Annotated in this window: 22 protein-coding genes and 1 pseudogene; 21 read left to right on the plus strand and 2 right to left on the minus strand. The window is 62.5% G+C overall.

The window, feature by feature from the left end; translation table 11 throughout:
• The first annotated feature begins 122 nt into the window (after positions 1–122).
• From J6497_RS07530 to J6497_RS07575, 10 genes are all read left to right on the plus strand, one after another.
• Entirely contained in the window at positions 123–1,016 is an 894-nt protein-coding gene (locus tag J6497_RS07530) for an NAD(P)-dependent oxidoreductase (RefSeq protein ID WP_225703623.1), read from the plus strand.
• Between the two features lie 30 nt (positions 1,017–1,046).
• A complete protein-coding gene (locus tag J6497_RS07535; protein WP_225703624.1) occupies positions 1,047–2,444 on the plus strand; it encodes an MmgE/PrpD family protein in 1,398 nt (465 codons plus the stop codon).
• A gap of 109 nt (positions 2,445–2,553) precedes the next feature.
• The gene (locus J6497_RS07540) at positions 2,554–3,489 is read left to right on the plus strand and encodes a branched-chain amino acid ABC transporter permease (RefSeq protein ID WP_225703625.1); all 936 of its coding nucleotides are present in this window, start codon (positions 2,554–2,556) and stop codon (positions 3,487–3,489) included.
• A complete protein-coding gene (locus J6497_RS07545) occupies positions 3,486–5,264 on the plus strand; it encodes a branched-chain amino acid ABC transporter ATP-binding protein/permease (protein ID WP_225703626.1) in 1,779 nt (592 codons plus the stop codon). The genes J6497_RS07540 and J6497_RS07545 overlap by 4 nt, the downstream gene beginning before the upstream one ends.
• Positions 5,251–5,958 carry an ABC transporter ATP-binding protein gene (locus J6497_RS07550; protein ID WP_225703627.1) on the plus strand — a complete coding sequence of 236 codons (708 nt, stop codon included), beginning with the start codon at positions 5,251–5,253 and terminating at the stop codon, positions 5,956–5,958. The genes J6497_RS07545 and J6497_RS07550 overlap by 14 nt, the downstream gene beginning before the upstream one ends.
• A 34-nt stretch (positions 5,959–5,992) precedes the next feature.
• Positions 5,993–7,228, plus strand: coding sequence for an ABC transporter substrate-binding protein (locus J6497_RS07555; RefSeq protein ID WP_225703628.1), 1,236 nt, complete (start codon positions 5,993–5,995; stop codon positions 7,226–7,228).
• Positions 7,229–7,264: 36 nt separating this feature from the next.
• Positions 7,265–8,500, plus strand: a complete 1,236-nt coding sequence (locus J6497_RS07560) for an ABC transporter substrate-binding protein (protein WP_225703629.1) — start codon at positions 7,265–7,267, stop codon at positions 8,498–8,500.
• A 23-nt stretch (positions 8,501–8,523) separates the two neighbouring features.
• Complete coding sequence (locus tag J6497_RS07565) at positions 8,524–9,294, plus strand: SDR family oxidoreductase (protein ID WP_225703630.1); 771 nt, start codon at positions 8,524–8,526, stop codon at positions 9,292–9,294.
• Positions 9,295–9,380: 86 nt separating this feature from the next.
• Positions 9,381–10,094, plus strand: coding sequence for a GntR family transcriptional regulator (locus J6497_RS07570; RefSeq protein WP_225703631.1), 714 nt, complete (start codon positions 9,381–9,383; stop codon positions 10,092–10,094).
• Positions 10,095–10,133: 39 nt separating this feature from the next.
• A complete protein-coding gene (locus J6497_RS07575) occupies positions 10,134–11,096 on the plus strand; it encodes a tripartite tricarboxylate transporter substrate-binding protein (RefSeq protein ID WP_249793444.1) in 963 nt (320 codons plus the stop codon).
• 74 nt (positions 11,097–11,170) lie between these two features.
• On the opposite strand, the gene J6497_RS07580 is transcribed toward J6497_RS07575, so the two are convergent.
• Entirely contained in the window at positions 11,171–12,730 is a 1,560-nt protein-coding gene (locus J6497_RS07580; protein ID WP_225703632.1) for a UbiD family decarboxylase, read from the minus strand.
• Between the two features lie 28 nt (positions 12,731–12,758).
• Here J6497_RS07580 and ubiT point away from each other — a divergent pair, with 28 nt between their 5' ends.
• From ubiT to J6497_RS07600, 4 genes are read left to right on the plus strand one after another with little or no spacing between them, the layout of a single operon-like run.
• Positions 12,759–13,382 (plus strand): ubiquinone anaerobic biosynthesis accessory factor UbiT, encoded by a 624-nt coding sequence (gene ubiT, locus J6497_RS07585; protein WP_312010247.1) that lies wholly within the window; start codon positions 12,759–12,761, stop codon positions 13,380–13,382.
• 2 nt (positions 13,383–13,384) lie between these two features.
• Positions 13,385–14,362: a ubiquinone anaerobic biosynthesis protein UbiU gene (ubiU, locus tag J6497_RS07590; protein WP_225703633.1), complete on the plus strand. Its 978-nt coding sequence runs from the start codon at positions 13,385–13,387 to the stop codon at positions 14,360–14,362.
• Positions 14,363–14,417: 55 nt separating this feature from the next.
• Positions 14,418–15,365: a ubiquinone anaerobic biosynthesis protein UbiV gene (gene ubiV / locus J6497_RS07595; protein WP_225703634.1), complete on the plus strand. Its 948-nt coding sequence runs from the start codon at positions 14,418–14,420 to the stop codon at positions 15,363–15,365.
• 17 nt (positions 15,366–15,382) lie between these two features.
• Positions 15,383–15,736 carry a hypothetical protein gene (locus J6497_RS07600; RefSeq protein ID WP_225703635.1) on the plus strand — a complete coding sequence of 118 codons (354 nt, stop codon included), beginning with the start codon at positions 15,383–15,385 and terminating at the stop codon, positions 15,734–15,736.
• A 55-nt stretch (positions 15,737–15,791) separates the two neighbouring features.
• Here the strand turns inward: J6497_RS07600 and J6497_RS07605 are convergent, their stop codons facing one another.
• Positions 15,792–16,490, minus strand: a complete 699-nt coding sequence (locus tag J6497_RS07605) for a Crp/Fnr family transcriptional regulator (protein ID WP_225703636.1) — start codon at positions 16,488–16,490, stop codon at positions 15,792–15,794.
• Between the two features lie 189 nt (positions 16,491–16,679).
• Here J6497_RS07605 and J6497_RS07610 point away from each other — a divergent pair, with 189 nt between their 5' ends.
• The 7 genes and pseudogenes from J6497_RS07610 to J6497_RS07640 all read left to right on the plus strand — a co-directional run bounded on the left by J6497_RS07610 (position 16,680) and on the right by J6497_RS07640 (position 21,540).
• The gene (locus J6497_RS07610; protein WP_225703637.1) at positions 16,680–17,366 is read left to right on the plus strand and encodes an alternative oxidase; all 687 of its coding nucleotides are present in this window, start codon (positions 16,680–16,682) and stop codon (positions 17,364–17,366) included.
• A gap of 154 nt (positions 17,367–17,520) precedes the next feature.
• Positions 17,521–17,931, plus strand: coding sequence for a putative zinc-binding protein (locus J6497_RS07615; RefSeq protein ID WP_225703638.1), 411 nt, complete (start codon positions 17,521–17,523; stop codon positions 17,929–17,931).
• Positions 17,932–18,190: 259 nt separating this feature from the next.
• Entirely contained in the window at positions 18,191–18,352 is a 162-nt protein-coding gene (locus J6497_RS07620) for an FAD-dependent oxidoreductase (RefSeq protein WP_225703639.1), read from the plus strand.
• Between the two features lie 16 nt (positions 18,353–18,368).
• A pseudogene (locus J6497_RS07625) lies at positions 18,369–18,692 on the plus strand (FAD/NAD(P)-binding protein); the annotation flags it as partial.
• 169 nt (positions 18,693–18,861) lie between these two features.
• Positions 18,862–19,791 carry a lactate/malate family dehydrogenase gene (locus tag J6497_RS07630; RefSeq protein ID WP_225703755.1) on the plus strand — a complete coding sequence of 310 codons (930 nt, stop codon included), beginning with the start codon at positions 18,862–18,864 and terminating at the stop codon, positions 19,789–19,791.
• Between the two features lie 284 nt (positions 19,792–20,075).
• Positions 20,076–20,744, plus strand: coding sequence for an ABC transporter ATP-binding protein (locus J6497_RS07635; protein WP_225703640.1), 669 nt, complete (start codon positions 20,076–20,078; stop codon positions 20,742–20,744).
• The gene (locus tag J6497_RS07640) at positions 20,734–21,540 is read left to right on the plus strand and encodes an ABC transporter permease (RefSeq protein WP_225703641.1); all 807 of its coding nucleotides are present in this window, start codon (positions 20,734–20,736) and stop codon (positions 21,538–21,540) included. The genes J6497_RS07635 and J6497_RS07640 overlap by 11 nt, the downstream gene beginning before the upstream one ends.
• Positions 21,541–21,854: the final 314 nt, after the last annotated feature.

Raw genomic sequence — 21,854 nt, forward strand, 5'->3', positions numbered from 1 at the left:
CAATCCGAAGAGTTAGGGTTGCGGGCGCAGGAACTGCTGCCTCGACCGACGACAGGCGGCGATAACAAGACGATAACATCAAGCGCGCGTTCGTCCTGGAAACGCGGGCACGGGAGTGAACGATGGCGGGAGAGACGCTCGGCGTCATTGGCACGGGCCGCATGGGCGGCCCCATGGCAGGGCGATTGATGGACGCCGGCTATCCGCTGGTCGTCTATGACACACAGAGCGAAGCAACCGAGCCGCTGGTCAAGCGCGGTGCGCATCTGGCCAAATCGGCTGCCGATGTCGCCTCTCGTGCGGATATCGTGCTGGCCAGCCTGCCCACACCCGACATTGTGAAGGCGGTCGCGCTCGGTCCCGAGGGGATCAGTAGCGGGAGCCGCGCGCAAATCGTGATCGATCTGTCGACCACCGGCCCGGGCGCCGCCAAGGTGGTGGCAGAGGGTCTGAAGGCAAAAGGCATGACACTGGTCGATGCGCCCGTGAGTGGCGGCATCAAGGGTGCCGTCAACGGCACGCTGGCGGTGATGGTGTCGTGCCCGCAGACGACCTACGAGACTGTCCAACCGATCCTGAAGAATTTCGGCAAGCTGTTCTACACCGGCGACAAGCCCGGCGTGGCGCAGACGGCCAAGCTCGCCAACAATCTGATGGCAGCGGCGGCTCTGGTGATCACATCCGAAGCGGTGGCGATGGGCGTCAAGGGCGGCGTCAACGCCAAGGTCCTGATCGATATCATCAACGCCAGCAGCGGCCGCAACAGTGCCTCCGAAGACAAATTCCCTCGTTCAGTGCTGCCCGGCACCTTCGATTTCGGTTTCACCACCGGCCTCTCCTACAAGGACGTCCGGCTCTGCATCGACGAGGCCGAAGCCATGGGCGTGCCCATGGTGTGTGGTGCTGTCGTGCGGCAAATGCTTGCGATTACCAACGCCAAATATGGCGCCGCATCCGATTTTACCTCGATCGCCAAGGTGATCGAGGAATGGGCCGGAGTGCAGATGCGCGGCTGATCACAAAGCTTGAGGGGAGCAGCGATTGCGATGACGATCGGCCCGACCGGATCCGGCAAGGCATCGCTCGCGCGGCAGATGGCGCGATCCGCGCTTGCCGTCGATCCCGGCGATTTCGGCCCTGAGGTGATCGCGAAGGCAAAGGTCTGCCTGCTCGATTTCCTGTCCTGCGCCTTCGAAGCAGGCGCTCACCCCTGGAGCCGTCAGGCTGTTACGATCGCGCATGCCGCCAGCGATGGCGCAACCATCATCGGCACCTCGCGGCTTGCATCGCCGGCCGACGCCGCATTCGCTAACGCCGTGATGGGGCACGGTTTGGTTCGCGAAGACATGCATGCCGCCAGCATATCGCACCATGGCGTCGTGATCTGGCCAACCCTGCTCGCACTATCGGAGCAGGCCCCGTTGCGCGGCACCACCCTGCTCGCCGCCGCCATCATCGGTTACGAGACCGGCGCGCGGATTGGTCGCGCGCTTCTTACGTCCGACCTCGCGCGTCTGTACCGCCCGACGGGGCTGGTTGCGCCGCTCGGTGCGGCACTGGCCGGAAGCTTTGCGCTCGGACTATCCGAAGACGCCGCAACCAGCGCGATGGCGATCGCCGCCAACACCTCAAGCGGCCTGAACGAGTGGCCGCACACCGGCGCTTCCGACATGTATTTTCATCCCGGCTTCGCGGCGTGCAATGCGATCAAGGCAATCGGTCTCGCCGCCGCCGGCGCATTTGGGTCGGAGACGATTCTCGAAGGCGAAGCCGGCCTGTTCGCCGCCTATCGGCGCGAGAGGGCGCCCGTCAGCATCGAACTCTTCGCAGGTGGCGAGTGTGAGATCATGGCCGTGTACAACAAGCCGGCGCCGGCCTGCAATTTCGCCCAAACCGCAGCGCAGGCGGCGCTCCGTGCCTCGCACGAACTCGCCAGCATGGATGACGTTGATCGCATCGCCATTTGCACTCCCGATGCCGCCGTTCGCTATCCCGGATGCGACTCGAAAGGGCCCTACCAAAACGCACTCCAGGCGAAGATGAGCATTCCGTTCACCGTCGCAGCAACGCTTGCGCGGGGTGAGATCGAGGAAGAGAACTACGCGGAACTGGACGATCCCGAGATCCTTCGCCTTGTTGCGGCAACCAGCCTGCAGGCTGATCCCGGCTTCACTGCCACCTTCCCCGGCAAGCAAGGCGCGGAAGTGGCTGTGTTTCTGCGCGACGGCAGGACAATCAGACACTGCTTGGCCGACGTCGCCGCGGCAACACGCACAGACATTCGCGCACGCTTTCGAACTGCGGCAACGCGCGTCATCGGCGAAGAGCGCGTGCGATGCCTCGAACAACTCATCGATGGCTGCGAGCAGCTCGGCGACGCCAGCGTGATCGCGGCGCAATGCCGGCCGGAACCGCCGGAGCGGATTTTGCGATCGGCATCATAAGAAACGCCAGACATTTCGGAGGTGAAATGGCGGACCGGGAGACCAGCGTTGCAGCGACAATAGCGAAGGATCGCCGGCAAACCGTCACGGCACCGCGGAGAACTTGCTGATGGAAGGTTTTCTGCAAGCGCTCGCCGCAGGACTGCTGATCGGCGCCGTTTACGGCCTGATGTGCGTCGGGCTTGGCCTGATCTTCGGCGTCATGCGGGTCATCAACTTCGCCCACGGCGATTTCATGATGCTCGGCATGTATGTCGCCTTCTACCTGTTCACCACCGCTGGGATCCAGGCCGTTTTCGGCAATGCGGTCGGGCCGTTCATCGCGATCCTGCTGGCCGGTCCGGTGCTCGCGGTGTTCGGCTATTTCGTTCACCTTGCGCTGATCTCACACGTATCAGGTACGCGCACCGCGTCGCTCGAGGGTGAAGGCCACTACGCGCAGCTCATTCTCACGCTCGGTATTGCGCTGATCCTCCAGAATGGCGGCCTCATCATCTTCGGATCGGTGCTGGCTTCGATCCGCACGCCGCTGTCGAGCTCGGCGTGGGAGCTCGGCCCGTTCTTCGATATGAGCATCTTCATCAACAAGGCGCGCGGCATCGACGCGGTCGTCTCGCTGTTAATCATGACGCTGCTGTCTCTGTTGATCACGCGGTCGCGGATCGGCAAATCGCTTCGCGCTGCCGCCGACAATCCGACCGCGGCGACCTATATGGGCATTGACGTCGACCGTGCGCACCGCACAGCCTTCGCGCTCGGCTCCGGCATCACGGCAATTGCCGGCGGTCTGCTCGCCACCAACTATCCGTTCCATCCTTTCGTCGGGCTCGAATACGTCATCGTCATGTATGCCGGCGTCGTTCTCGGCGGCATGGGCAGCATCATCGGCGCCTTCTGGGGCGGCATGACGATCGGGTTGGTCCAGCAGATGTCGACACTGATCTTGCCGACGCAGTTGCAGAACGCCGCGATCTTTGTCGTGTTCCTCCTCATCATTTTCTTCCGCCCGCAAGGTTTCTTCGGGCGCATGGTCGAGAGGACATGACCGTGCCCCAACTGCGCTCGCTGGTCCCTGCCCTCGTCTTCACGATCGCCTATGCGGCTATCTCGCTCGGCGTCACCAACTCGTACTATCAACTGGTTCTGACGCTGGTCCCGGTATGGGCGGTGTTCGGGCTGTCCTGGAATCTGCTGAGCGGATACACCGGACTGATCTCGTTCGGGCACGCAGCCTTTTTCGGGATCGGCGCCTATACGACAGCACTCGGACAGATCCACTTCGACCTCTCGCCGTGGCTCCTGATTCCAGTCGCCGCAATGCTCGGCGGCATTGCCGGGCTGCTGATCGGATTTCCGACCTTTCGACTGCAGGGCCACTACTTCGCGCTGGCGATGCTGGCCTATCCACTCGCCATTCTCTACGTGTTCGAGTGGCTCGGCTTCCAGGAAGTCACGCTCCCGATCAAGCGCGACGCGCCGATCGCCTATATGCAGTTTGCCGATCCCCGGCTCTACACGTTGTTGGCGCTGGCGATCATGCTGGCCACGATCCTGCTGACGCGGATCATCGAACGATCCCGCTTTGGCATGGCGTTGCTCGCGATCAAGCAGAACGAGGCCGCAGCCGAAGCTGCCGGCATCAATACGCTGGCCTGGAAACTGCGCGCGATCACGCTCAGCGGCGCGATAGCTGCCGCCATCGGCGCGTTCTATGCACAGGTGCTGCTGGTGGTCACCCCGCAATCGGTGTTCGGCATGCTGGTGTCCGCGCAGGCGCTGACGGTTGCGATGTTCGGCGGCGTCGGCACGGTCTGGGGCCCTGTCATTGGCTCCGTGATCCTGATCCCATTGGCCGAGACGCTGCATGCCGAAGCCGGCGCGCGCTTTCCCGGCATTCAGGGCGTGATCTTCGGTTTTGCCATCATCTGCGTCATTCTGATCGCCCCGGAAGGGTTGTTCTGGAAATTGCGAGATCTCCTGCGCAAGCGGCTTGCCTCAAAAGCGGCCGCGACGCCGAGTGATTTGCAAGCCCCGACAACTACCGCGACGGTGCCGCGGCCTGCCCGACAGCGCGCCGCAACCGGCGAAGTCGTGATCGAGGTCCGGAACCTCTCCCGCTCGTTCGGTGGCTTGAAAGCCGTCCAGGACGTCAGCTTCAAACTGCACAAGAACGAAATCCTCGGCATCATCGGTCCGAACGGTGCCGGCAAGACGACGCTTTTCAACCTCCTGAATGGCTTCCTGCGACCGAACCAAGGCGAAGTGCTGATCGACGGCCGCAACATGTCCGGCGAGCGACCGCATACGATCTGCGAGGCCGGCGTCGGCCGCACCTTCCAAGTCATGCGTCCATTCCTGCGCATGTCGATCCTCGACAATGTCGTGGTCGGCGCCTACGTGCGCGCGCGAACTGACGAAGAGGCGCGAAAGCTTGCCTCTGACGCGATCGCTCGCGTCGGTCTCGCCGCGGTGGCAGACCGGGTCGCCGGCGAGCTCTCGACCAAGGAACTGCGGCTGATGGAGCTCGCACGTGCACTCGCGGGCCAGCCGCGCATCCTGCTGCTCGACGAGACGCTCGCAGGCCTCGGCCATGGTGAGGCGGACGAGGTCGTCGCCGTGATCCAGCAGCTTGCGCGCGACGGCATGACGATTGCCATCATCGAACACACAATGCAGGCGATGGTTCGCCTGGTCGACAGCTTCCTCGTGCTCGACCATGGCGCCGTCATCACCGAGGGCGCGCCCGAGGTGGTCACGCGCGACGGCCGCGTGATCGAGGCCTATCTCGGCAAAAAATGGATGGCCCATGCTCCGCATTGAGGGATTGAGCGCGGGCTATTCGGCCAAGGCCGTCCTGAACGGCGTGTCCATCAATGTCGATGCAGGCCAGTTCGTCGCCATCGTTGGTCCGAATGGCGCCGGCAAGACGACCCTGTTCAAGACCATTTCCGGCATCCTGAAGCCGAGCGGCGGAGGGATATTCTTTAACGGTGTCGATCTCCTCGCAGTACCACCCGCGCAGCGCGCTCATCTCGGCATCGCCCACGTCCCCGAGGGTCGCCAGGTTTTCCCGTCGCTGACCGTGATGGAGAACCTGGAAATGGGCGCGATGACCGAGAGCGGCCGGCGCGACTGGGCGGCGAACATCGAGCGCATCTTCGAATGGCTGCCGGTGCTCGCGGAGCGCCGCGGCCAGTTCGCGGGCACCCTGTCCGGCGGTCAGCAGCAGATGCTCGCGATTGGGCGTGGGCTCGCCTCCTCGCCAAAGCTGCTGATGCTGGACGAGCCTTCGATGGGGCTTGCGCCATCGACCGCGGATTTCGTCTTCGAACGGCTGATCGAGATCCGCCGCCAGTCTGGCCTGACCATGCTACTGGTCGAGCAGCGCGTGGCGGAGGCGCTGGAGTCCGCCGATCACGGCTACGTCCTCGAAGCCGGACGCGTCGTGCTCGAAGGCAACAACGAAACCCTGCGCGCCGATGACCGCGTGCGCAAGGCCTATCTCGGCATGTGACGAGCCAACGAAAAATGGGGAGGGAGAGAACAAGATGAACAAAACGACCAAGGGATTGACCCGCCGTAGCGTGCTGTCGGCTGCCGCCGCGGTGGGCCTCACGCGGGTGGCGCGCGCACAGCAACCGGCTGAGGTCAAGGTCGGCCTGATCGTACCGCTATCCGGCATCTACACGCGACCGGGCCAGGTGATGAAGATGGGCGCCGAGATGGGCGTCGAGCACATCAACGCGCAGGGCGGCATCAAGGCGCTCGGCGGCGCCAAGCTGAAGCTGGTCGTGATCGACTGCGGCGACACGACCGAGAAAGCCAAGAACGCAGCGCAGCGCATGGTGGCGCAGGAGACCGACCTCGTCGCCGCGACCGGCGCCTATCTCTCATCCTTCACGCTTGCTGTGACTGAAGTGACCGAACGCGCCGAATTGCCGGTGCTGACTTTGTCCTATTCGGATCTCCTGACCGACCGCGGCTTCAAGTACATCTTCCAGACCGCCGCTCCCGCAAGTCGACAGTCCGAACTCGGACTCCCGACGCTGATGAAACTCGCCGAATCCGCCTCCGGCAAGCGGCCGAAAACGGTGGCGATGTTGATGGACAACACCGCGACCTCGGTCGCAACCGCCAAGGCGCTCAAGGAAAAGCTGTTCGCGCAGGAAGGGCTGCAGTTCGTCGTCGACGAGGTCTGGACGCCGCCGTTGTCCGATGCGACTCCCCTGATCCAGAAGGTCCGCTCAGCGCGTCCCGATCTTCTGCTGTTCATGCCCAACGCAGTCTCGGACGCCAAGCTGGGGCTCGAGAAGATCAGCGAATTCGGCCTCGGCCAGGGCAAGATTCCGACCGTCTCCTTCAGCATCACGATCGCCGAACCCGACATGCTGCAGAGCGTCAGCCCTGAGGTCGTGCAGGGTATCATGACGATCGTCGCCAACTGGGGTTCGAAGGGCCATGAGGACCTGATCGCCGAGCTCAAGGCCAAATACAAAGAGCCCTGGATGACGCAGAACGTCATTTCGACCTATGGCGACATGTGGCTGATGAAGGAGGCATTGGAGAAGGCCGGCAAGGCTGACCGCCAGGCCGTCGCGCAGGCGTTCCGCACCATGGATGCCGGCCCGTCGAAATATTATCCGGGCGGCCAGCTCAAGTTCGACGAGAAGGGCCGTCGAGTCGGCGCCGGTGTCGTCATCGTGCAGTGGCAATCGGGTGTGCCGGTCACCGTCTATCCGCCCGAACTCGCGCAGGCGCAGCCGTTCTGGCCGAAGAAATCCTGAACCCAGCTTCGTGACCATTCAGGGAGGAAAATCGTGATGACTGCGAAAATTCCGGCCCAAGTCACCCGGCGAACGCTGCTCGCCGGCGCATCCAGCGCCCTGATCGCATCCCGCGCGTGGGCACAGCAGCCGACCGAGGTGAAGGTCGGCCTGCTCGTACCAATCTCGGGGCTCTATGCGCGCCCGGGGACGGTGATGCGTGAAGGCGCCGAAATGGCTGTCGATCACATCAATGCCCAAGGCGGCATCAGGGCACTCGGCGGCGCCAGGCTGAAACTGGTGGTGCTGGATTCCGGCGACACCACCGAAAAGGCCAAGAATGCCGCGCAGCGCATGGTGGCGCAGGAGCCTGACCTGGTCGCCGCAAGCGGCGCCTATCTCTCCTCGTTCACGCTCGCGGTCACCGAGGTTACCGAGCGCGCCAACCTGCCCGTCCTCACCCTCTCCTACTCGGACCTGATCACCGATCGCGGCTTCAAGTACGTTTTCCAGACCTCGGCAACGGCGGGCTCGCAGGCTCGTCAGGCGCTGCCGCAGATCATCAAGCTCGCAGAGACGGCTTCCGGCAAGCGACCGAAGACGGTTGCGATCCTCACTGACAATACGGCGGCTTCCATCGCATCCGCGAAATCGATGCGCGAGGGCCTTTTGGCGGAGAACCAATTACAGCTGATCGTCGACGAGACGTTCACGCCGCCACTCGCGGATGCGACGTCACTGGTGCAGAGGATTCGCTCCGCGAAACCCGATCTTCTCTTCTTCCTGCCGACGGTGATTTCGGACGCGAAATTGCTGCTGGAGAAGATGAACGAGTTCGGCCTCGGCCAGGGCAAGGTACCGACCATCTCGTTCGGCATCGCGATTGCCGAACCGGACATGCTGCAGACCGTCAGCCCCGAGCTCCTTCAGGGCGTCCTGACCTGCGTCGCAAGCTGGGGCGCCAAGGGACACGAGGCGCTGATCGCCGAGCTGAAGAGCCGCTACAAGGAGCCGTGGATGACGCAGAACGCGATCTCCACCTATGGCGACATGTGGGTGATCAAGGACGCGCTGGAGAAGGCCGGCAGGGCCGACCGCGTCGCCGTCGCCGAGGCGCTGCGCAGCATGGATGCCGGTCCCTCTAAATACTACCCGCTGGGCGAGATCAAGTTCGACGAGAAGGGCCGCCGCGTCGGCGCCGGCATGACCATCGTGCAGTGGCAGTCGGGCGTGCCGGTGACAGTCTTCCCGCCGGAGCTCGCGCTGGCGCAGCCGTTCTGGCCGAAGAGTTGACAACGCCGTAGGGAACCGCCGCGATGAAGGACAAATGGGCTCTCGTGACCGGGGCCACCGCGGGCCTCGGACTGGCCGTGGCGGAAAGCCTTGCCGGCGCGGGTGCCAATATCGTCCTGCATGATCTCGTCGCGCCGAACGAATCCGCGGACCGGCTACGCGCGCAATTTGGCGTTGACGTCATCGCTTCCGGAGCCGACCTGTCACAGCGCTCCGCCATTGAGACCATGCTCGCCAATCTGCTTCGCCGCTGCGGCGCAATCGATATCCTCGTCAACAATGCCGTGGTCCGGCATTTCTCTGATGTCGAGCACTTTCCGCCGGACCAATGGGAGCGGGCGCTGGCGGTGAACGTGTCCGCGCCTTTCCATCTGATCCGCCTCGCGCTGCCCGCCATGAAGCAACGCGGCTGGGGCCGCATTATCAATATGGCCTCCATCTATTCGACCCGCGCCGTCGAGGACCGCATCGACTACGTCACCACCAAGACGGCAATCCTCGGCATCACCCGCGCGGTCGCACTCGAGACCGCCCGCACCGGAATCACCTGCAACGCTGTCTCGCCGGGGACGCTGCCGACCCCCGCCATCCTGAGCAAGATCGCCTCCATCGCGGCCACGGCTGGCGAAGCTGCGGACCGCGCGACAGAAAAATATCTCAGGGAGCGCCAGCCCTCCGGCCGCTTCGTTGGGATGGAAGCTGTTGGCGCCCTGGTGGTGTTCCTCTGCAGCGCTGCGGCGCAGGACATCACCGGGGCCAACCTGCCGATCGATGGAGGCTGGTCGATCGCATGAACAAACCGATTTCGAGAGAGCGACAAATGCTGATTCTGCCGGTAAATCGCTGGTGAACCCGCGCTAGAATAAAGGCACCTCGCAAAATGGACCGACGCGCCGAACTGAAGTCCACGCTTCGCATCGAAGACGTTCCGACCGTCAGGAAGATGGTCGCGCAAAAGCTGCGCGAGGCAATCATGTCCGGCACGCTCAAGCCCGGCCAGCGGCTGGTCGAGCGCGAACTTTGCGAGATGATGGGCGTCAGCCGGCCTTCGATCCGGGAAGCGCTGCGGCTATTGGAGGCCGACGGGCTGGTCAACACGGTTCCCCACCGCGGCCCGATGGTCAGCACAATCAGCCTCGAGGAGGCCCGGCAGCTCTATGCCGCCCGTGCGGTGCTGGAAGGATTTGCAGGCCGCGAATGCGCCCGCCTGCACGATCCCGAAGTGGTACGCCGGATCGGCGATGCCTTGACCCGGCTGAAAGCGGCAGCCGCGAAACAGGACCTCGCGGGGTGTCTCGAGGCCAAGACCGACTTCTACGGCGCGCTGATCGGCGGCTGCCGCAACGCCTTTGTCGAGCGCATGCTCAAGCCGTTGCATGACCGGATCACACTGCTGCGGATCACCTCGATGTCGCAGCCGAAACGGATCAACAAGAGCTTGCGCGAGGTCACGGCGATCTGGCGCGCGATCCAGAGCGGCGACGAGGAACTCGCCGAACGCTGCTGTGTCGATCATGTCAAGGCAGCAGCGGTCGCAGCGCTCGACATGATCGAGCGGACATCGGCCAAAGAGATGACGCTTCCCGCCCCTTAGGTGAAGCGCAAAGGGAGGGAGTGCGCGATAATGTCCTTGATGCGATCACTGATCCTGCTTCTGCTGTTGTTCCCATGCGCGACCGCATTCGCGCAGGACTATCCCTCCCGTCCGATCACCATGATCGTGCCCTTCTCGGCCGGCGGCCCTGGTGACGTAATCGCGCGAATTCTCGGCAGCGCGATGAGCGCGACGCTGAAGGAGTCGATCGTGATCGAGAACGTGGTCGGCGCCGGTGGCACGCTCGGCACCAACCGCGTCGCCAAGGCGGCGCCTGACGGCTACACGCTGCTGCTGATGCATGTCGGTCAGGCAACCGCCCCGTCGCTCTACGCCAAGCTGCCGTTCGATCCGGTCGGCGATTTCGCCATGATCGGCCTCATCACCGACGTGCCGATGATCCTGGTCGCACGTCCGAACTTTCCCGCCAAGGATCTGAAGGAATTGGTCGGGCGTATTCGCAGCGATGGCGACAAGATCACATTCGGCAATGTTGGTCTTGGCTCCGCTTCGCAGCTCTGCGGCCTGATGTTCATGAGCACGACCGACACCAAGCTCACATCGGTTTACTACAAGGGCGGCGGGCCAGCGCTCAACGACGTCATCGCTGGCCACATCGATGTCTATTGCGATCCGGCTACAGGACCTACGCCCTATATCCAGTCTGGCACCATCAAGGGCTATGCGATCACCAGCAAAAAGCGCGTCGCGACGTTGCCGGACGTTCCGACTTCGGCGGAAGCCGGCATTCCCGCCTTCGATGTAACCACCTGGTATGGCCTCTATGCGCCGCGCGGCACGCCAAAGTCGGTGGTCGACACGTTGGTCAGCGCCCTGCAGACCGCCCTCAAGGATCCGCCACTCGTCAGCCGCTTTGCCGAACTCAGCATGACCCCGGTCGAGGCCGAACGTGCAACTCCTGAAGCACACGAAGCTTTCCTGAAGGCCGAAATAGCCAAATGGGCACGGATCATCAAGGCCGCGGGAATCGAGCCTCAGTAGGCCTCACGAGTAGTAGGGGGTTACTATCAAACTCGTTGTCATGCTCATGACCGAGAACGAATGGCCGCCGTTGGTCATGAGCGGCTCTCACCTGGGTCGCTTCGCTCATGCGACATCCCGTCGGGCGAAGGCTTGTTCGACAGACCAAGATCCGACCACATGGCATCAACACGTGCCACGACGGTTGGATCCATGGCCAGCACTTCGCCCCATGCCCGCTCGGTTTCCGGCGGCATCTTTGTCGTCGCATCGATACCGAGTTTGCCGCCAAGACCTGCTTTTGGCGAGGCGAAGTCGAGGTAATCGATCGGGGTATCGGCAAGCGTGACGAGATCGCGCGAACTGTCGCTGCGCGTTGCGACCGCCCACATCACAGCACGCCAGTCGCGGATATCGATGTCGCCATCGACGACGATGAGAAATTTGGTGTAGGTGAGCTGAGGCAGCATCGACCACAGCCCGAGCATCAGGCGCCGCGCCTGCCCTGGATAGCGCTTCGAAATCGCGGCAATCGCGATCCGGTAAGAACACGCCTCCGGCGGCAACCAGAAGTCGATGATTTCTGGAAACTGCCGCTGCACCAGAGGCAGGAATAGATAATTGAGCGCCTCGCCGATACGGGATGGCTCGTCCGGCGGGCGTCCGGTGAAGGTCGAAAGATAGATTGGACCACGTCCCCAAGTCAGCGCCGTCACGCGCAGCACCGGAAACTCCTCGACGGAATTATAGTAACCAGTGTGGTCGCCATAAGGACCTTCCGGCGCCGTTTCCGTTGCTGACACGAAACCTTCGATGACGATTTCGGCCGCAGCTGGTACCGAGAGCGGAACGGTAATGCAGCGGACCAGATCTGGCCGCTGCCCGCGCAGCATGCCAGCCAGCCGCAGCTCGGAAATGGCTTCCGGCGCAGGTAAGACCGCGGCCAGGATGGTCGCCGGATCGGCGCCGATGACGACGGCGACCGGCATGTCCCGGCCGAGTCTTCTCCACTGGTCATGGTGACGGGCACCACCCCGGTGAGGGAGCCACCGGATAATGGCTCTGTCGCGCCCCAGCACCTGTATTCGGTAGACTCCCATGTTGTCCTGGTTCAAAGCGGCAGGCTCGGGCGGTGCAGTCATGACCAGTGGCCACGTGATCAGGGGTGCCGGCTCTCCGGGCCAGCAAACCTGGGCCGGCAAGATGCCGAGGTCTATGGCGTCGCCGGTTGCAATACACTCCTGCACCGGCGCAGCCGACGTCGTACGCGGCCTGGTCGCCAGCGCGGCCCGTGCAAGGGGAAGCTTACGCCACGCGTCGATCAGGCTTTGCGGCGGCCGGGGCGCGCGCAGTTCTGCCATCAGCTCGCCAAGCTCTCTAAGTCGGTCCGGCCGCACGCCAAATCCCCAGGCCACCCGCTCGATCGTACCGAAGAGATTAGTCAGCAGCGGCATATCCGAGGGCGCCCCATCTGCCCTGACCGGTCGCTCGAACAGAAGGGCCGGCCCTTCCTCGAAAAGGACGCGACGATGGATTTCCGTGATGTCGTGCACTACCGACACCTTCTCGCGAATGCGTCGCAATTGTCCCTTGCTCTCGAGAAAACCCAGGAAGTCGTGCAGATCCTGAAAGTGCGGCACGTCGCGGCGCAACAAGAGGCTTCTCCTTAAGACAGAGACTCTTATGCAGCAAAATTCCAGGCCTTCTTTGTTCCTGCACAAACTACGTCAGGGATCGCTGCTCTATTCTGGCACGATGACTTTTTCGAAAGTGACCCCTCCTGCGTCGTCACACTTGTCGGTGCCTCCGTTGCTGGCGCTTGCTGTGCGCCCGTTACCGTTACCGCCGCTTCAGACCGTACTCTCGATCGTGCTGCTTCGCATTTGTAGGAGCCATCCAAAGATATTCGACAGGCTGGGCGAGCATGCTCGGAAACGATTCGGCATCGAGCCGACCGATCTGCCTTTTTCTTTTCTGCTCGAGCCCGCCCCTCCCCGCCCGCGCCTGTCTGTGGTGCGCGATCTGCCGGACGATCTCGACGCACGAATTTCCAGTTCGTTGGCCGGGTTGTTTGGTCTGGTCGAAGGGAGTCTTGATGGCGATGCATTGCTGTTCTCGCGCGACCTTGTAGTGGAAGGTGATGTCGCAGCGGTGCTTGCGCTTCGCAACGCGATTGATGACGCGCAACTCGATCCTGTAGCGGAGATCGCCGGCATGTTCGGGCCGCTGGCCGAGCCATTGAAGCGCGTGTTGCAGGTTGCTCGAACGGTGGCCAGCGTCTCGGATCGATCGCGTAAAGGGATTTGACGATGGAGCTGATCTGTCCGGCTGGTACACCAGCCGCATTGAAGACTGCCATCGATGCCGGAGCCGACGCGATCTATTGCGGATTCAACGACGAAACCAATGCACGAAACTTTCCAGGTCTGAATTTCAGCCGCGACGAGCTTCGCGAGGCGATCGCTCTTGCACATCGCCGAGGCGTCAAAATTCTGGTCGCCATCAACACGTTCCCGCGCGCTGGCGCCGTCTCTCTCTGGCATCGGGCAGTTGACGACGCCGTCGCGGCCAAGGCCGACGCGCTGATCCTGGCCGACGTTGGCCTGCTGGAATATGCCGCGAGCCGCCACCCCGCCCAGCGCCTGCACGTCTCGGTGCAGGCGGCCGCCGCCAATGCGGATGCCATCGGTTTTTATACCGAGACATTCGGGGCCCGCCGGGTCGTCTTGCCCCGCGTCCTGAGCGTCGCAGAGATAGCCGCCATCGTCCGCGAGGTCACCTGCGAGACTGAAGTGTTCGTCTTTGGCGGTCTTTGCGTGATGGCCGAAGGTCGCTGCTCGCTGTCATCCTATGCGACCGGGCAGTCGCCGAACATGCAGGGCGTATGCTCCCCGGCAAGCCATGTCGCCTATGAGCAGGAGAACGGCAGGACGAAGTCACGCCTTGGCGGATTCACGATCAACAGCTTCGAGATCGGCGAAGCCGCTGGATATCCGACGCTTTGCAAGGGTCGTTTCACGACCAAATACGGCACCGGGTATATTTTCGAGGATCCCGTGAGCCTTGACGCGGCCACCCTGCTTACGGGTCTGCGCGACGCGGGTGTCACGGCGCTCAAGATCGAAGGGCGCCAGCGCGGCCGAGCCTATGTCGAGGGTGTCGTGCGACACTTCCGTCAGGCGCTCAACGCGCTGGATTCGGGCCGGCCGATCGATGCCGGGCAACTCACGCCGTTCACCGAAGGCCAGGCTACGACTGTGGGTGCCTATCGCAAGACCTGGAGGTGAATGTCCCAGGCGTTTTGTTGAATGATCAAAGAAGACCGACCGGAGGACTTGTTTCATGCAGCTCAGCCTCGGCCCAGTTCTTTATAATTGGGCGCCGGAACGCTGGCGCGACTTCTACTTTCGCATTGCGGACGAGGCGCCGGTCGACACCGTCGCGATTGGAGAGATCGTTTGCTCGAAGCGATCACCCTTCATCGCTCCACATCTGCCTGCGGTCGTTGAGCGGCTCCGCGCCGCCGGCAAGCAGGTCCTGCCCGGCTCGTTGATCCTGACGTCGCTGCCGCGCGAGCGGCGTCAGATGGCCGATCTCGTCAATACGGAAGAGCTCCTGGTCGAGGTGAACGATCTGACCTGTCTCAAGCCGCTTATCGGCCGACCGCATGCGATCGGCCCGTTCATCAACATCTACAACGAAGCAAGCGCCGCGTTCCACGCCCAGCGTGGCGCGACGCGAATCTGTCTCCCGCCGGAGCTACCAATGTCGTCGGTCGCCGCAATTGCGGCCGCGGTTCCGAACGTCCTGATCGACATCTTCGCCTTCGGCCGGGTGCCTCTGGCAATCTCTGCCCGCTGCTATCACGCCCGCCTTCACAAGTTGACGAAAGACAATTGCCAGTTCGTCTGCGAGCGGGACCCGGATGGATTGATGCTGAGGACACTTGATGGCGCAGACTTCCTGACGGTCAACGGCGTTCAGACCCTGTCCTCCACCTGCACCAACCTGTTGGGCGACGCCAATGCCTTGAGCGAGGCCGGCGTCGGGTCATTTCGCCTGTCGCCGCAGGATTGCGACATGGTCGCGGTCATCAGCGTTTTCCGTGCGGCCCTTGACGGCCGGGAGGATGCGGAGAGTGGAACGCGACGTCTCGCGCAACTGTATCCGAACGCGCCATTTTCCAACGGGTTTCTCCACGGCGTGGCCGGCTTTGTCTCGGTTGCACCCGATGCCCGGTCCAGCCGGCAACACGGATTCCGCGAACCGATCGAACCGCACATGCTCTAGCAAGCTTGGGGCTTCACATGGCGATTGCAGCACGGCGCCTACCGCGGGACGGGACCATTGACGTTGTCAACCGGCTGCGGCACGTTCTCACGCAGGTTAACCTGGACTGCAAGTGCCAGGATTCTCTGGCTGGAGCCCTCGATCGATTTGCGACGCTTGAAAGGCGCCGCTTTTCCCGGCGTCAGCTTGTCCAGGCGCGCGAGTGCAGAAATAGCATCGCTGCCTTTCTCTCGCTTCTTTCGGAGCTTGACGAGCTCGCGGAGAGCGAACCCGACCGGACCGCGTTCAAGGAGATGGAACTCCTGTTTTCCGAAATTGTTGATTGCGCTTTCGCCGGCGCTCTAGCACTGCGGCAAATCGCAACGGAGTAGGCAGCCGCCCACCACAATGAAATGCGATCGTTAGATTCGAGTCACGAGGCTCGAACTAGTCTTCCTCATCTGCGATGGCCACAAGAGCATGCGGCTTGCACAGGACCACACGGCACCGCCCGCAGGTGACGATGCCCCGCTCCTCCCAGGCGCTGAGGGTTCTGCTGACCGTGTGCAGAGTGGTCCCGACCATTTCGGCAAGGTCACGGCGCGACAGCGGAAACGCGATCTCGATGCCACGCGCCGTGCGGCGCCCCGACTGATGCGCCAAGCGAAGAAGCATATGGCCGATCCGACGCTCGACCCGTTCGGTTGAGAGTTCACGCAGACGGATCTGCATCTCGTGGTACCGCCGGCCCAACAGTGCGGCGGCGTTAATGGCAACGATGGGATAACGCTCCATGATCTGTCTGACAATGGCGCTCGTCCAGCCGATCAGATGACTATCGTCCACCGCGGTCACAGTGCCGGGATGGGTATCGCCACCCATAAGTGCGGCGTAACCCGCGACCTCTCCCGGACCAATATAACGGATGATAATCTGCTGACCGTCCTGGGCCATCTGAGACGCCCGCAACCGGCCTGCGATCACTACAAAGACGGACGTGGTGCCGTCACCCTGTTGAAACAGGATGTCGCCGGCAGCAAGACGCTTTCGTGCCGCTGACGCTTGAAGATCTCGGAGAGCGTCCGCAGGAGTTCCCTGGAACAGTTCGGTCCGGGCAAAGAGATCGAGGTCTGGATAGTAATCCATGCCGCCGAATTCATGCTGCACATCTGGCGGGTACCTCCGCTGTCACATACTAGTGTGCGGCAACGCCCTGCAATTTGCGCCAACGCAAACATGCAGCCGGCAAAAGATCGATTATTCCCAATAATTCGGCACGATACCAAGGCTTGTCACACAATGGGAAAGCCCCTGCCCGCTAACCAGAGACCGGTCATGGATGCCGAGGGTTGCCCCAACACGGGATCGAAAATGCTGCTCGTCAACAAGACGGATCTGTTTCGACATCATGTACCGGCCACTTTGGCTGACCGAATTGCGCTGGGCATCGTGCGCGCAGGGACATCGATGGCCGGAGCTCTCTTTGGCGGCCGATACGGCCACCGTGTCGTTGTGCTTGAGACCGTGGCCGCAGTCCCGCCGATGGTCGCTGCAACATTACTGCATCTCAAATGCCTGCGCCGGATGCTCGACGATCGCGGTTGGATCCGGACCTTCATGGACGAGGCCGAGAACCAGCGCGTTCATCTGATGTCGTTTATTGCGCTAGCTCAGCCTCGCGTCTCAGAACGCATCTTGATCGCCATCGCGCAGGCGGCGTTCTACAACGCATTTTTCATCCTCTACTTGATATCCGCCCGGACAGCGCATCGGTTGGCCGGATATTTTGCCGAGCAGGCAGTCCGGGGATACTCGGAATACCTGATTCGCCTCGGATCGGATGATCGAGGCAGCGATGCCGCACCCGCATCGGCCATCACGTACTGGAATCTGCCGCCAGATTCGGATGTCACTGACATAATCCTCGCCATGCGCGAGGATGAAGCCATCCATCGCGACCTGCACCATGCCTTCGCCGATGCGCTGGCCGCAGGCCTGGCATTTCCACGCGGTCAGGCCTGAGCTCCAAATCAAGGAGTAGCGAAGACCGGCTGCGGGCATCGCTGGGTACAGTTTGCACCACTTTAGCGATAGGCATTCAGTCCGCGAGTTTGCGCCGGAGCAACGTCGGGCACGAGTTTTCCGGCTCGATTGCAGTGTGCTAAAGGAACAGGAAATGGCGCGACGAACCGATCTTCCCCTTGTGTATTCCTGCTCCGGCTGTTCAAGCGCCGCTCAACTGGCGAACCATCTCGCGATTCGACTGGATCGATCCGGGAAGGCGGAAATGTCCTGCATCGCGGGCGTCGGAGGCGACGTTCCCTCGCTAGTGCGGGTTGCGACCTCGGGTCGGCCAATAGTCACCATCGACGGCTGCGCGCTCAAATGCGTCCAGAGTTGCCTGGCTCGTCATGGCGTCCAAGCCGCGATCCATTACGATCTCACGCAGTTCGGCGTGAAAAAGCGATTCAGGACGGATTTTGATCCTGGTCAAGGCGACCAGCTATTCGAGCGGATTGCCGACGATCTGTCGGAGCGATTCACAGCCGCAGGGGCCGCCGAGTTGGTCGTCGAGAATCGGATATAGTTCCAGGCTATGCACGCCGTCTTGGGTCGAAACTGCGAGCCGGCATGCGATAAGGGCAGGTTAGGACCGACGCCAAACAGCTTTTCGCGAAGCACGCCGTTCGCATAACCGGTCGGTTTCGGCGACGGAACGAACTGCGTTGTCGTCGGTTCCTGGAAGTAAACCACTACGCCTGACGGAGTTGGAGAAATCACATTGTCTTCTTCTGTAGCCCGGCATTTCCCGTGCTACACGTATCCAGATGTGACGGGCAGTTGGCATGAGCCGATCCGCATCGCGACACGCGATCATCATTGGCGGTGGCGCCAGCGGCGTTCTGCTGGCCTATCAGCTTTTGCACCATCCAGCTTGCGATTTTCACGTCACGCTGATCGAAAAGCGCCCGGATATCGGGCGTGGCCTTGCGACGCGGGCAGCGTGACATCCTCAACCGGCAGATCGGTGCCGTCGTCGATTGCACGGGCATCGTCAAGGATCAGAGCGCCACCACCAATCCAGCCGTGCGCAGCCTATTCGAGCAGGGTCTGGCGTGCGTCGATCCGCTTTGCATCGGCATCGAGACCAGCGCGGATTGCGCGATCGTTAATCGCGACGGCGTTCCGTCACGGCGCTTGTTCGCCGTGGGTCCGCTCACCCGCGCCGCGTTCTGGGAGATCATTGCCATTCCCGATATCCGCACTCAATGCGCCGGGCTCGCTGCCCTGCTCGCCACCAACGACGAAGAGCGGCAGTTCGAGCGTGTCGGCGTGCAATCGCCCTAGCTGGTGACTCCCTACGCGAGACGGGATGTCGTCTGCCTCACCGCGGGTGCTTTCAAATAAGCACGGTCTTGCGATGACGCACTGGTGCGCTAGCTTTATCGCTCAGCACCCCACTGTTATATTCGCATGGGAGGACGTGAGTTCGATACCTGCGCGGGAGCCATGGACCATGCGGAAAATCGGAATTGTCGGGGCTGGCGCGGTTGGCGCCGCTTGCGCTATGGCGCTGGGTCTTCGGCGCAGCGCGGACGAAGTCATCCTCGTCAACAGGACACCAGCAAAAAGCATCGGAATCGCGACGGATATGACCTATGGCGCGGCGATGGGCGACGTCACCGCCATTCGCAGCGGGAACATCGCGGATTTGACGGGTTGCTCAGCCATTCTCTTGACGGCCGGCATCAACGAAAAGACCGGAGGCGCAACGGACCGAAGCGACAAGGAAGGCAGGCTGAAGCTCCTCACCGCCAATGCCAAGATCTACCGGGAACTTGTCCCTGCCATGGTCGCTGCTGCACCGAACGCCGTGATCATTGTCGTGACCGATCCACCGGATCCGCTCACCGATGTTGCCCGCGCGGTTGCCGGGCATGAGCGCGTGTTCGGAACCGGTACATTTCTTGACAGCCTGCGCTTCCAGACTCATCTCGCCCGTCACTTCGGCGTTGCTCCAACTGCCGTAGATGCTCTGGTGCTCGGCGAACACGGGACCACGAGCGTCTTTCTCTGGTCCTCCGCCCGCATTGCCGGCAATCCGGTCGAGACACTTCTCGATCGACCGGCGGAAACGAAGGAGCAGATTGAACGGGACGTCCGGCAGGCCAACATCACGATCATCGAGGGGATCGGCGCCAGTCAGTACGGGATCGGAATCGTATCCGCCCGAATCGTCGAGGCGGTTCTCCGAGACGAGAAGGCTGTTCTTCCGGTGTCGAGCCCCCAAAAAGCATTTGGGGGCAGCAGCCTTTCCCTGCCATCGGTCATCGGGGCAGCCGGCGTTGAGCGCGTTCTCATGCCGCAGATGAACGAGAAGGAAGAGGCCGCACTACGCGCGAGCGCGCAGCATATCGCGGACGCATCTGCTCGTTTGAAGCAGTAGGACGATCGTCCGGACCACGTGTTCGTTCGGGCAAATGCGTGCGGATCAGAAATTTCCAGGGCTGGCCACGACAAAGTCCGAGATCGATGACCTGGTTGCGTTTCTTGCCCCGCTGACTAGGTCTCCATACAAGGAGGCCGGTGACCGGGAGTACGCGCGGCATCCAGAGTTGTGTCGAAAGAGGCCCTGTGACGAACCCTGCCCTATCGAACGATCCCGGCGATGCGGCAACGTTAGCGCACGCATCGGGCCAAGGCGAGAAACGTCCTCAACCGACGAGCACGATGCTGGAAACCAGGCATCTGTCCCGGAGCGTCGGACAGCGGCTGCTCGTCAATGACGTCAGTGTGCAGGTCTCGGCGGGTGAGGTTCTCGCCGTAGTCGGCCCGAGCGGAGCCGGGAAGTCGTCGTTCCTGCGGCTGCTCAATCGACTGGACGAGCCCACGGCCGGCACGGTTCTGCTGGAGTCCACCGACTATCGGTCGATCGCCCCGCAGGAGTTGCGGCGGCGCGTCGGCATGGTCATGCAGACGGCCTTTCTGTTTCCCGGCACAATCTCCGCGAACATTACTTTCGGACCGCGCCAGCGCGGGGAAGCCATGGCGCCGACGCAGATCGCAACGCTGCTCGAGCGGGTCGGCTTACCCGGATTTGCCGACCGAGACGTCGGCAACCTTTCCGGCGGCGAGGCCCAGCGCGTGGCGCTGGCTCGAACACTGGCGAATGCCCCTGAGGTTCTGTTGCTCGATGAGCCGACCTCCGCACTCGATGAGGCCTCCGTGCGGGGGGTCGAAGAGCTCGTATTCGGCATCGTCCAAGAGCGGCGAATAGCCTGCGTGATCGTTACGCACAACCGCGAGCAGGCGATCCGCCTCGCCGATAGGACCATGATCATGGAAGCAGGCCGGCTTGTCGCAATCGGCCCAACCAGGGAGGTGCTGCGTGCTGACTGAGCTCAAGAGCAGCATAGGCAGCGACGTGCTGATGGGCCTCGCCCAAGCCGTCGGTGCCATCGCGCTATGCGCCGTCGTGGTGGCGCTTTGCCGGTGGCACGCCGTCCGCGTGGAGCGCGAGACTGCGGTGTCGATGGCACGGGGCCTCGTGCAAATGATCCTCGTTGGAATGCTGCTGGCGGTGTTGCTGCATGGCAGCCTGCTGATCGGCGCTCTCATCCTGTTGATGATGATGATCGCTGCGGCATTCACGGCAGCCCGCCGGCTCCAGCAAATGGAAGGCGCGCTGCTGCTGTGCTTCTGGGCGATCGCTGCCGGCGCCGGAACCGTGATCGCGGCGATGCTCGCGACCCGGAGCCTTCAGGCCGACATTGCGATCCTCGTGCCTGTGGGCAGCATGATCATCGCCAATGCGATGAATGCGTGCGCGCAAGCCGCCGAACGCTTCCGGGCCGAGATCGTCGCCCATGTCGGCCAGATCGAGGCAGGCCTTGCGCTGGGCGCGGAGCCTGCCGTTACGGTTGCGCCTTATCTCCAGAGCGCCGTCTATGCGAGCCTTCTGCCGCGGCTCGATATGCTGAAGTCTCTCGGACTGGTGTGGATCCCGGGAGTCATGGCGGGCATGATGGTCTCCGGTGCCAGTCCGGTCTACGCGGCCATCTACCAGTTCGTGGTCGTTGCCATGATCTTGGCTGCGTCAGGGATCACCGGGCTCGTCGCCACCGTTCTCATGCGGTCACGCGTCTTTACTTCAGCGGCGCAGTTGGCGCTTCGGCGCGCACAATCGTCAAAGTAGGGCCCTGCGACGCAGGCTCATGCGAGCTCGTGAGTCGGTCTGACTTCGATCATCCATCAGCTCATGCTTCCCGGTATGAAGCATCGCGCTTTCGGGTGGCCATCTTGATAGTAGGGCCACACCATCGCGCGACCCGCGAGGTTCGGTCCATCGACGACAGCTTCCCTGGGAACGTCGACCCATTCGCCATCGATGCGCACCCGATAGTGGCCATCCTTGCTTTCCCAATCGGCGTCATCGACGCGCTTTGCATCTGTGCCGTCACAGCAGGGGCCCTTCCCGCTGTGCAAGCTCTCATACCAACGGTTCAACTC

The sequence above is a fragment of the Bradyrhizobium cenepequi genome (assembly GCF_020329485.1).
Lineage (GTDB): Bacteria > Pseudomonadota > Alphaproteobacteria > Rhizobiales > Xanthobacteraceae > Bradyrhizobium > Bradyrhizobium cenepequi.

Bases quoted from the DNA above. Each gene is read 5' to 3' on its own strand.
- J6497_RS07555 (WP_225703628.1), top strand. From the start codon at position 5,993: ATGAACAAAACGACCAAGGGATTGACCCGCCGTAGCGTGCTGTCGGCT.
- ubiV (WP_225703634.1), top strand. From the start codon at position 14,418: ATGCAGCTCAGCCTCGGCCCAGTTCTTTATAATTGGGCGCCGGAACGC.
- J6497_RS07610 (WP_225703637.1), top strand. From the start codon at position 16,680: ATGGATGCCGAGGGTTGCCCCAACACGGGATCGAAAATGCTGCTCGTC.
- J6497_RS07540 (WP_225703625.1), top strand. From the start codon at position 2,554: ATGGAAGGTTTTCTGCAAGCGCTCGCCGCAGGACTGCTGATCGGCGCC.
- ubiT (WP_312010247.1), top strand. From the start codon at position 12,759: ATGCAGCAAAATTCCAGGCCTTCTTTGTTCCTGCACAAACTACGTCAG.
- J6497_RS07565 (WP_225703630.1), top strand. From the start codon at position 8,524: ATGAAGGACAAATGGGCTCTCGTGACCGGGGCCACCGCGGGCCTCGGA.
- J6497_RS07620 (WP_225703639.1), top strand. From the start codon at position 18,191: ATGAGCCGATCCGCATCGCGACACGCGATCATCATTGGCGGTGGCGCC.
- J6497_RS07600 (WP_225703635.1), top strand. From the start codon at position 15,383: ATGGCGATTGCAGCACGGCGCCTACCGCGGGACGGGACCATTGACGTT.
- J6497_RS07560 (WP_225703629.1), top strand. From the start codon at position 7,265: ATGACTGCGAAAATTCCGGCCCAAGTCACCCGGCGAACGCTGCTCGCC.
- J6497_RS07545 (WP_225703626.1), top strand. From the start codon at position 3,486: ATGACCGTGCCCCAACTGCGCTCGCTGGTCCCTGCCCTCGTCTTCACG.
- J6497_RS07570 (WP_225703631.1), top strand. From the start codon at position 9,381: ATGGACCGACGCGCCGAACTGAAGTCCACGCTTCGCATCGAAGACGTT.
- J6497_RS07550 (WP_225703627.1), top strand. From the start codon at position 5,251: ATGCTCCGCATTGAGGGATTGAGCGCGGGCTATTCGGCCAAGGCCGTC.
- ubiU (WP_225703633.1), top strand. From the start codon at position 13,385: ATGGAGCTGATCTGTCCGGCTGGTACACCAGCCGCATTGAAGACTGCC.
- J6497_RS07575 (WP_249793444.1), top strand. From the start codon at position 10,134: ATGCGATCACTGATCCTGCTTCTGCTGTTGTTCCCATGCGCGACCGCA.
- J6497_RS07605 (WP_225703636.1), bottom strand. From the start codon at position 16,490: ATGGATTACTATCCAGACCTCGATCTCTTTGCCCGGACCGAACTGTTC.
- J6497_RS07530 (WP_225703623.1), top strand. From the start codon at position 123: ATGGCGGGAGAGACGCTCGGCGTCATTGGCACGGGCCGCATGGGCGGC.
- J6497_RS07535 (WP_225703624.1), top strand. From the start codon at position 1,047: ATGACGATCGGCCCGACCGGATCCGGCAAGGCATCGCTCGCGCGGCAG.
- J6497_RS07635 (WP_225703640.1), top strand. From the start codon at position 20,076: ATGCTGGAAACCAGGCATCTGTCCCGGAGCGTCGGACAGCGGCTGCTC.
- J6497_RS07630 (WP_225703755.1), top strand. From the start codon at position 18,862: ATGCGGAAAATCGGAATTGTCGGGGCTGGCGCGGTTGGCGCCGCTTGC.
- J6497_RS07615 (WP_225703638.1), top strand. From the start codon at position 17,521: ATGGCGCGACGAACCGATCTTCCCCTTGTGTATTCCTGCTCCGGCTGT.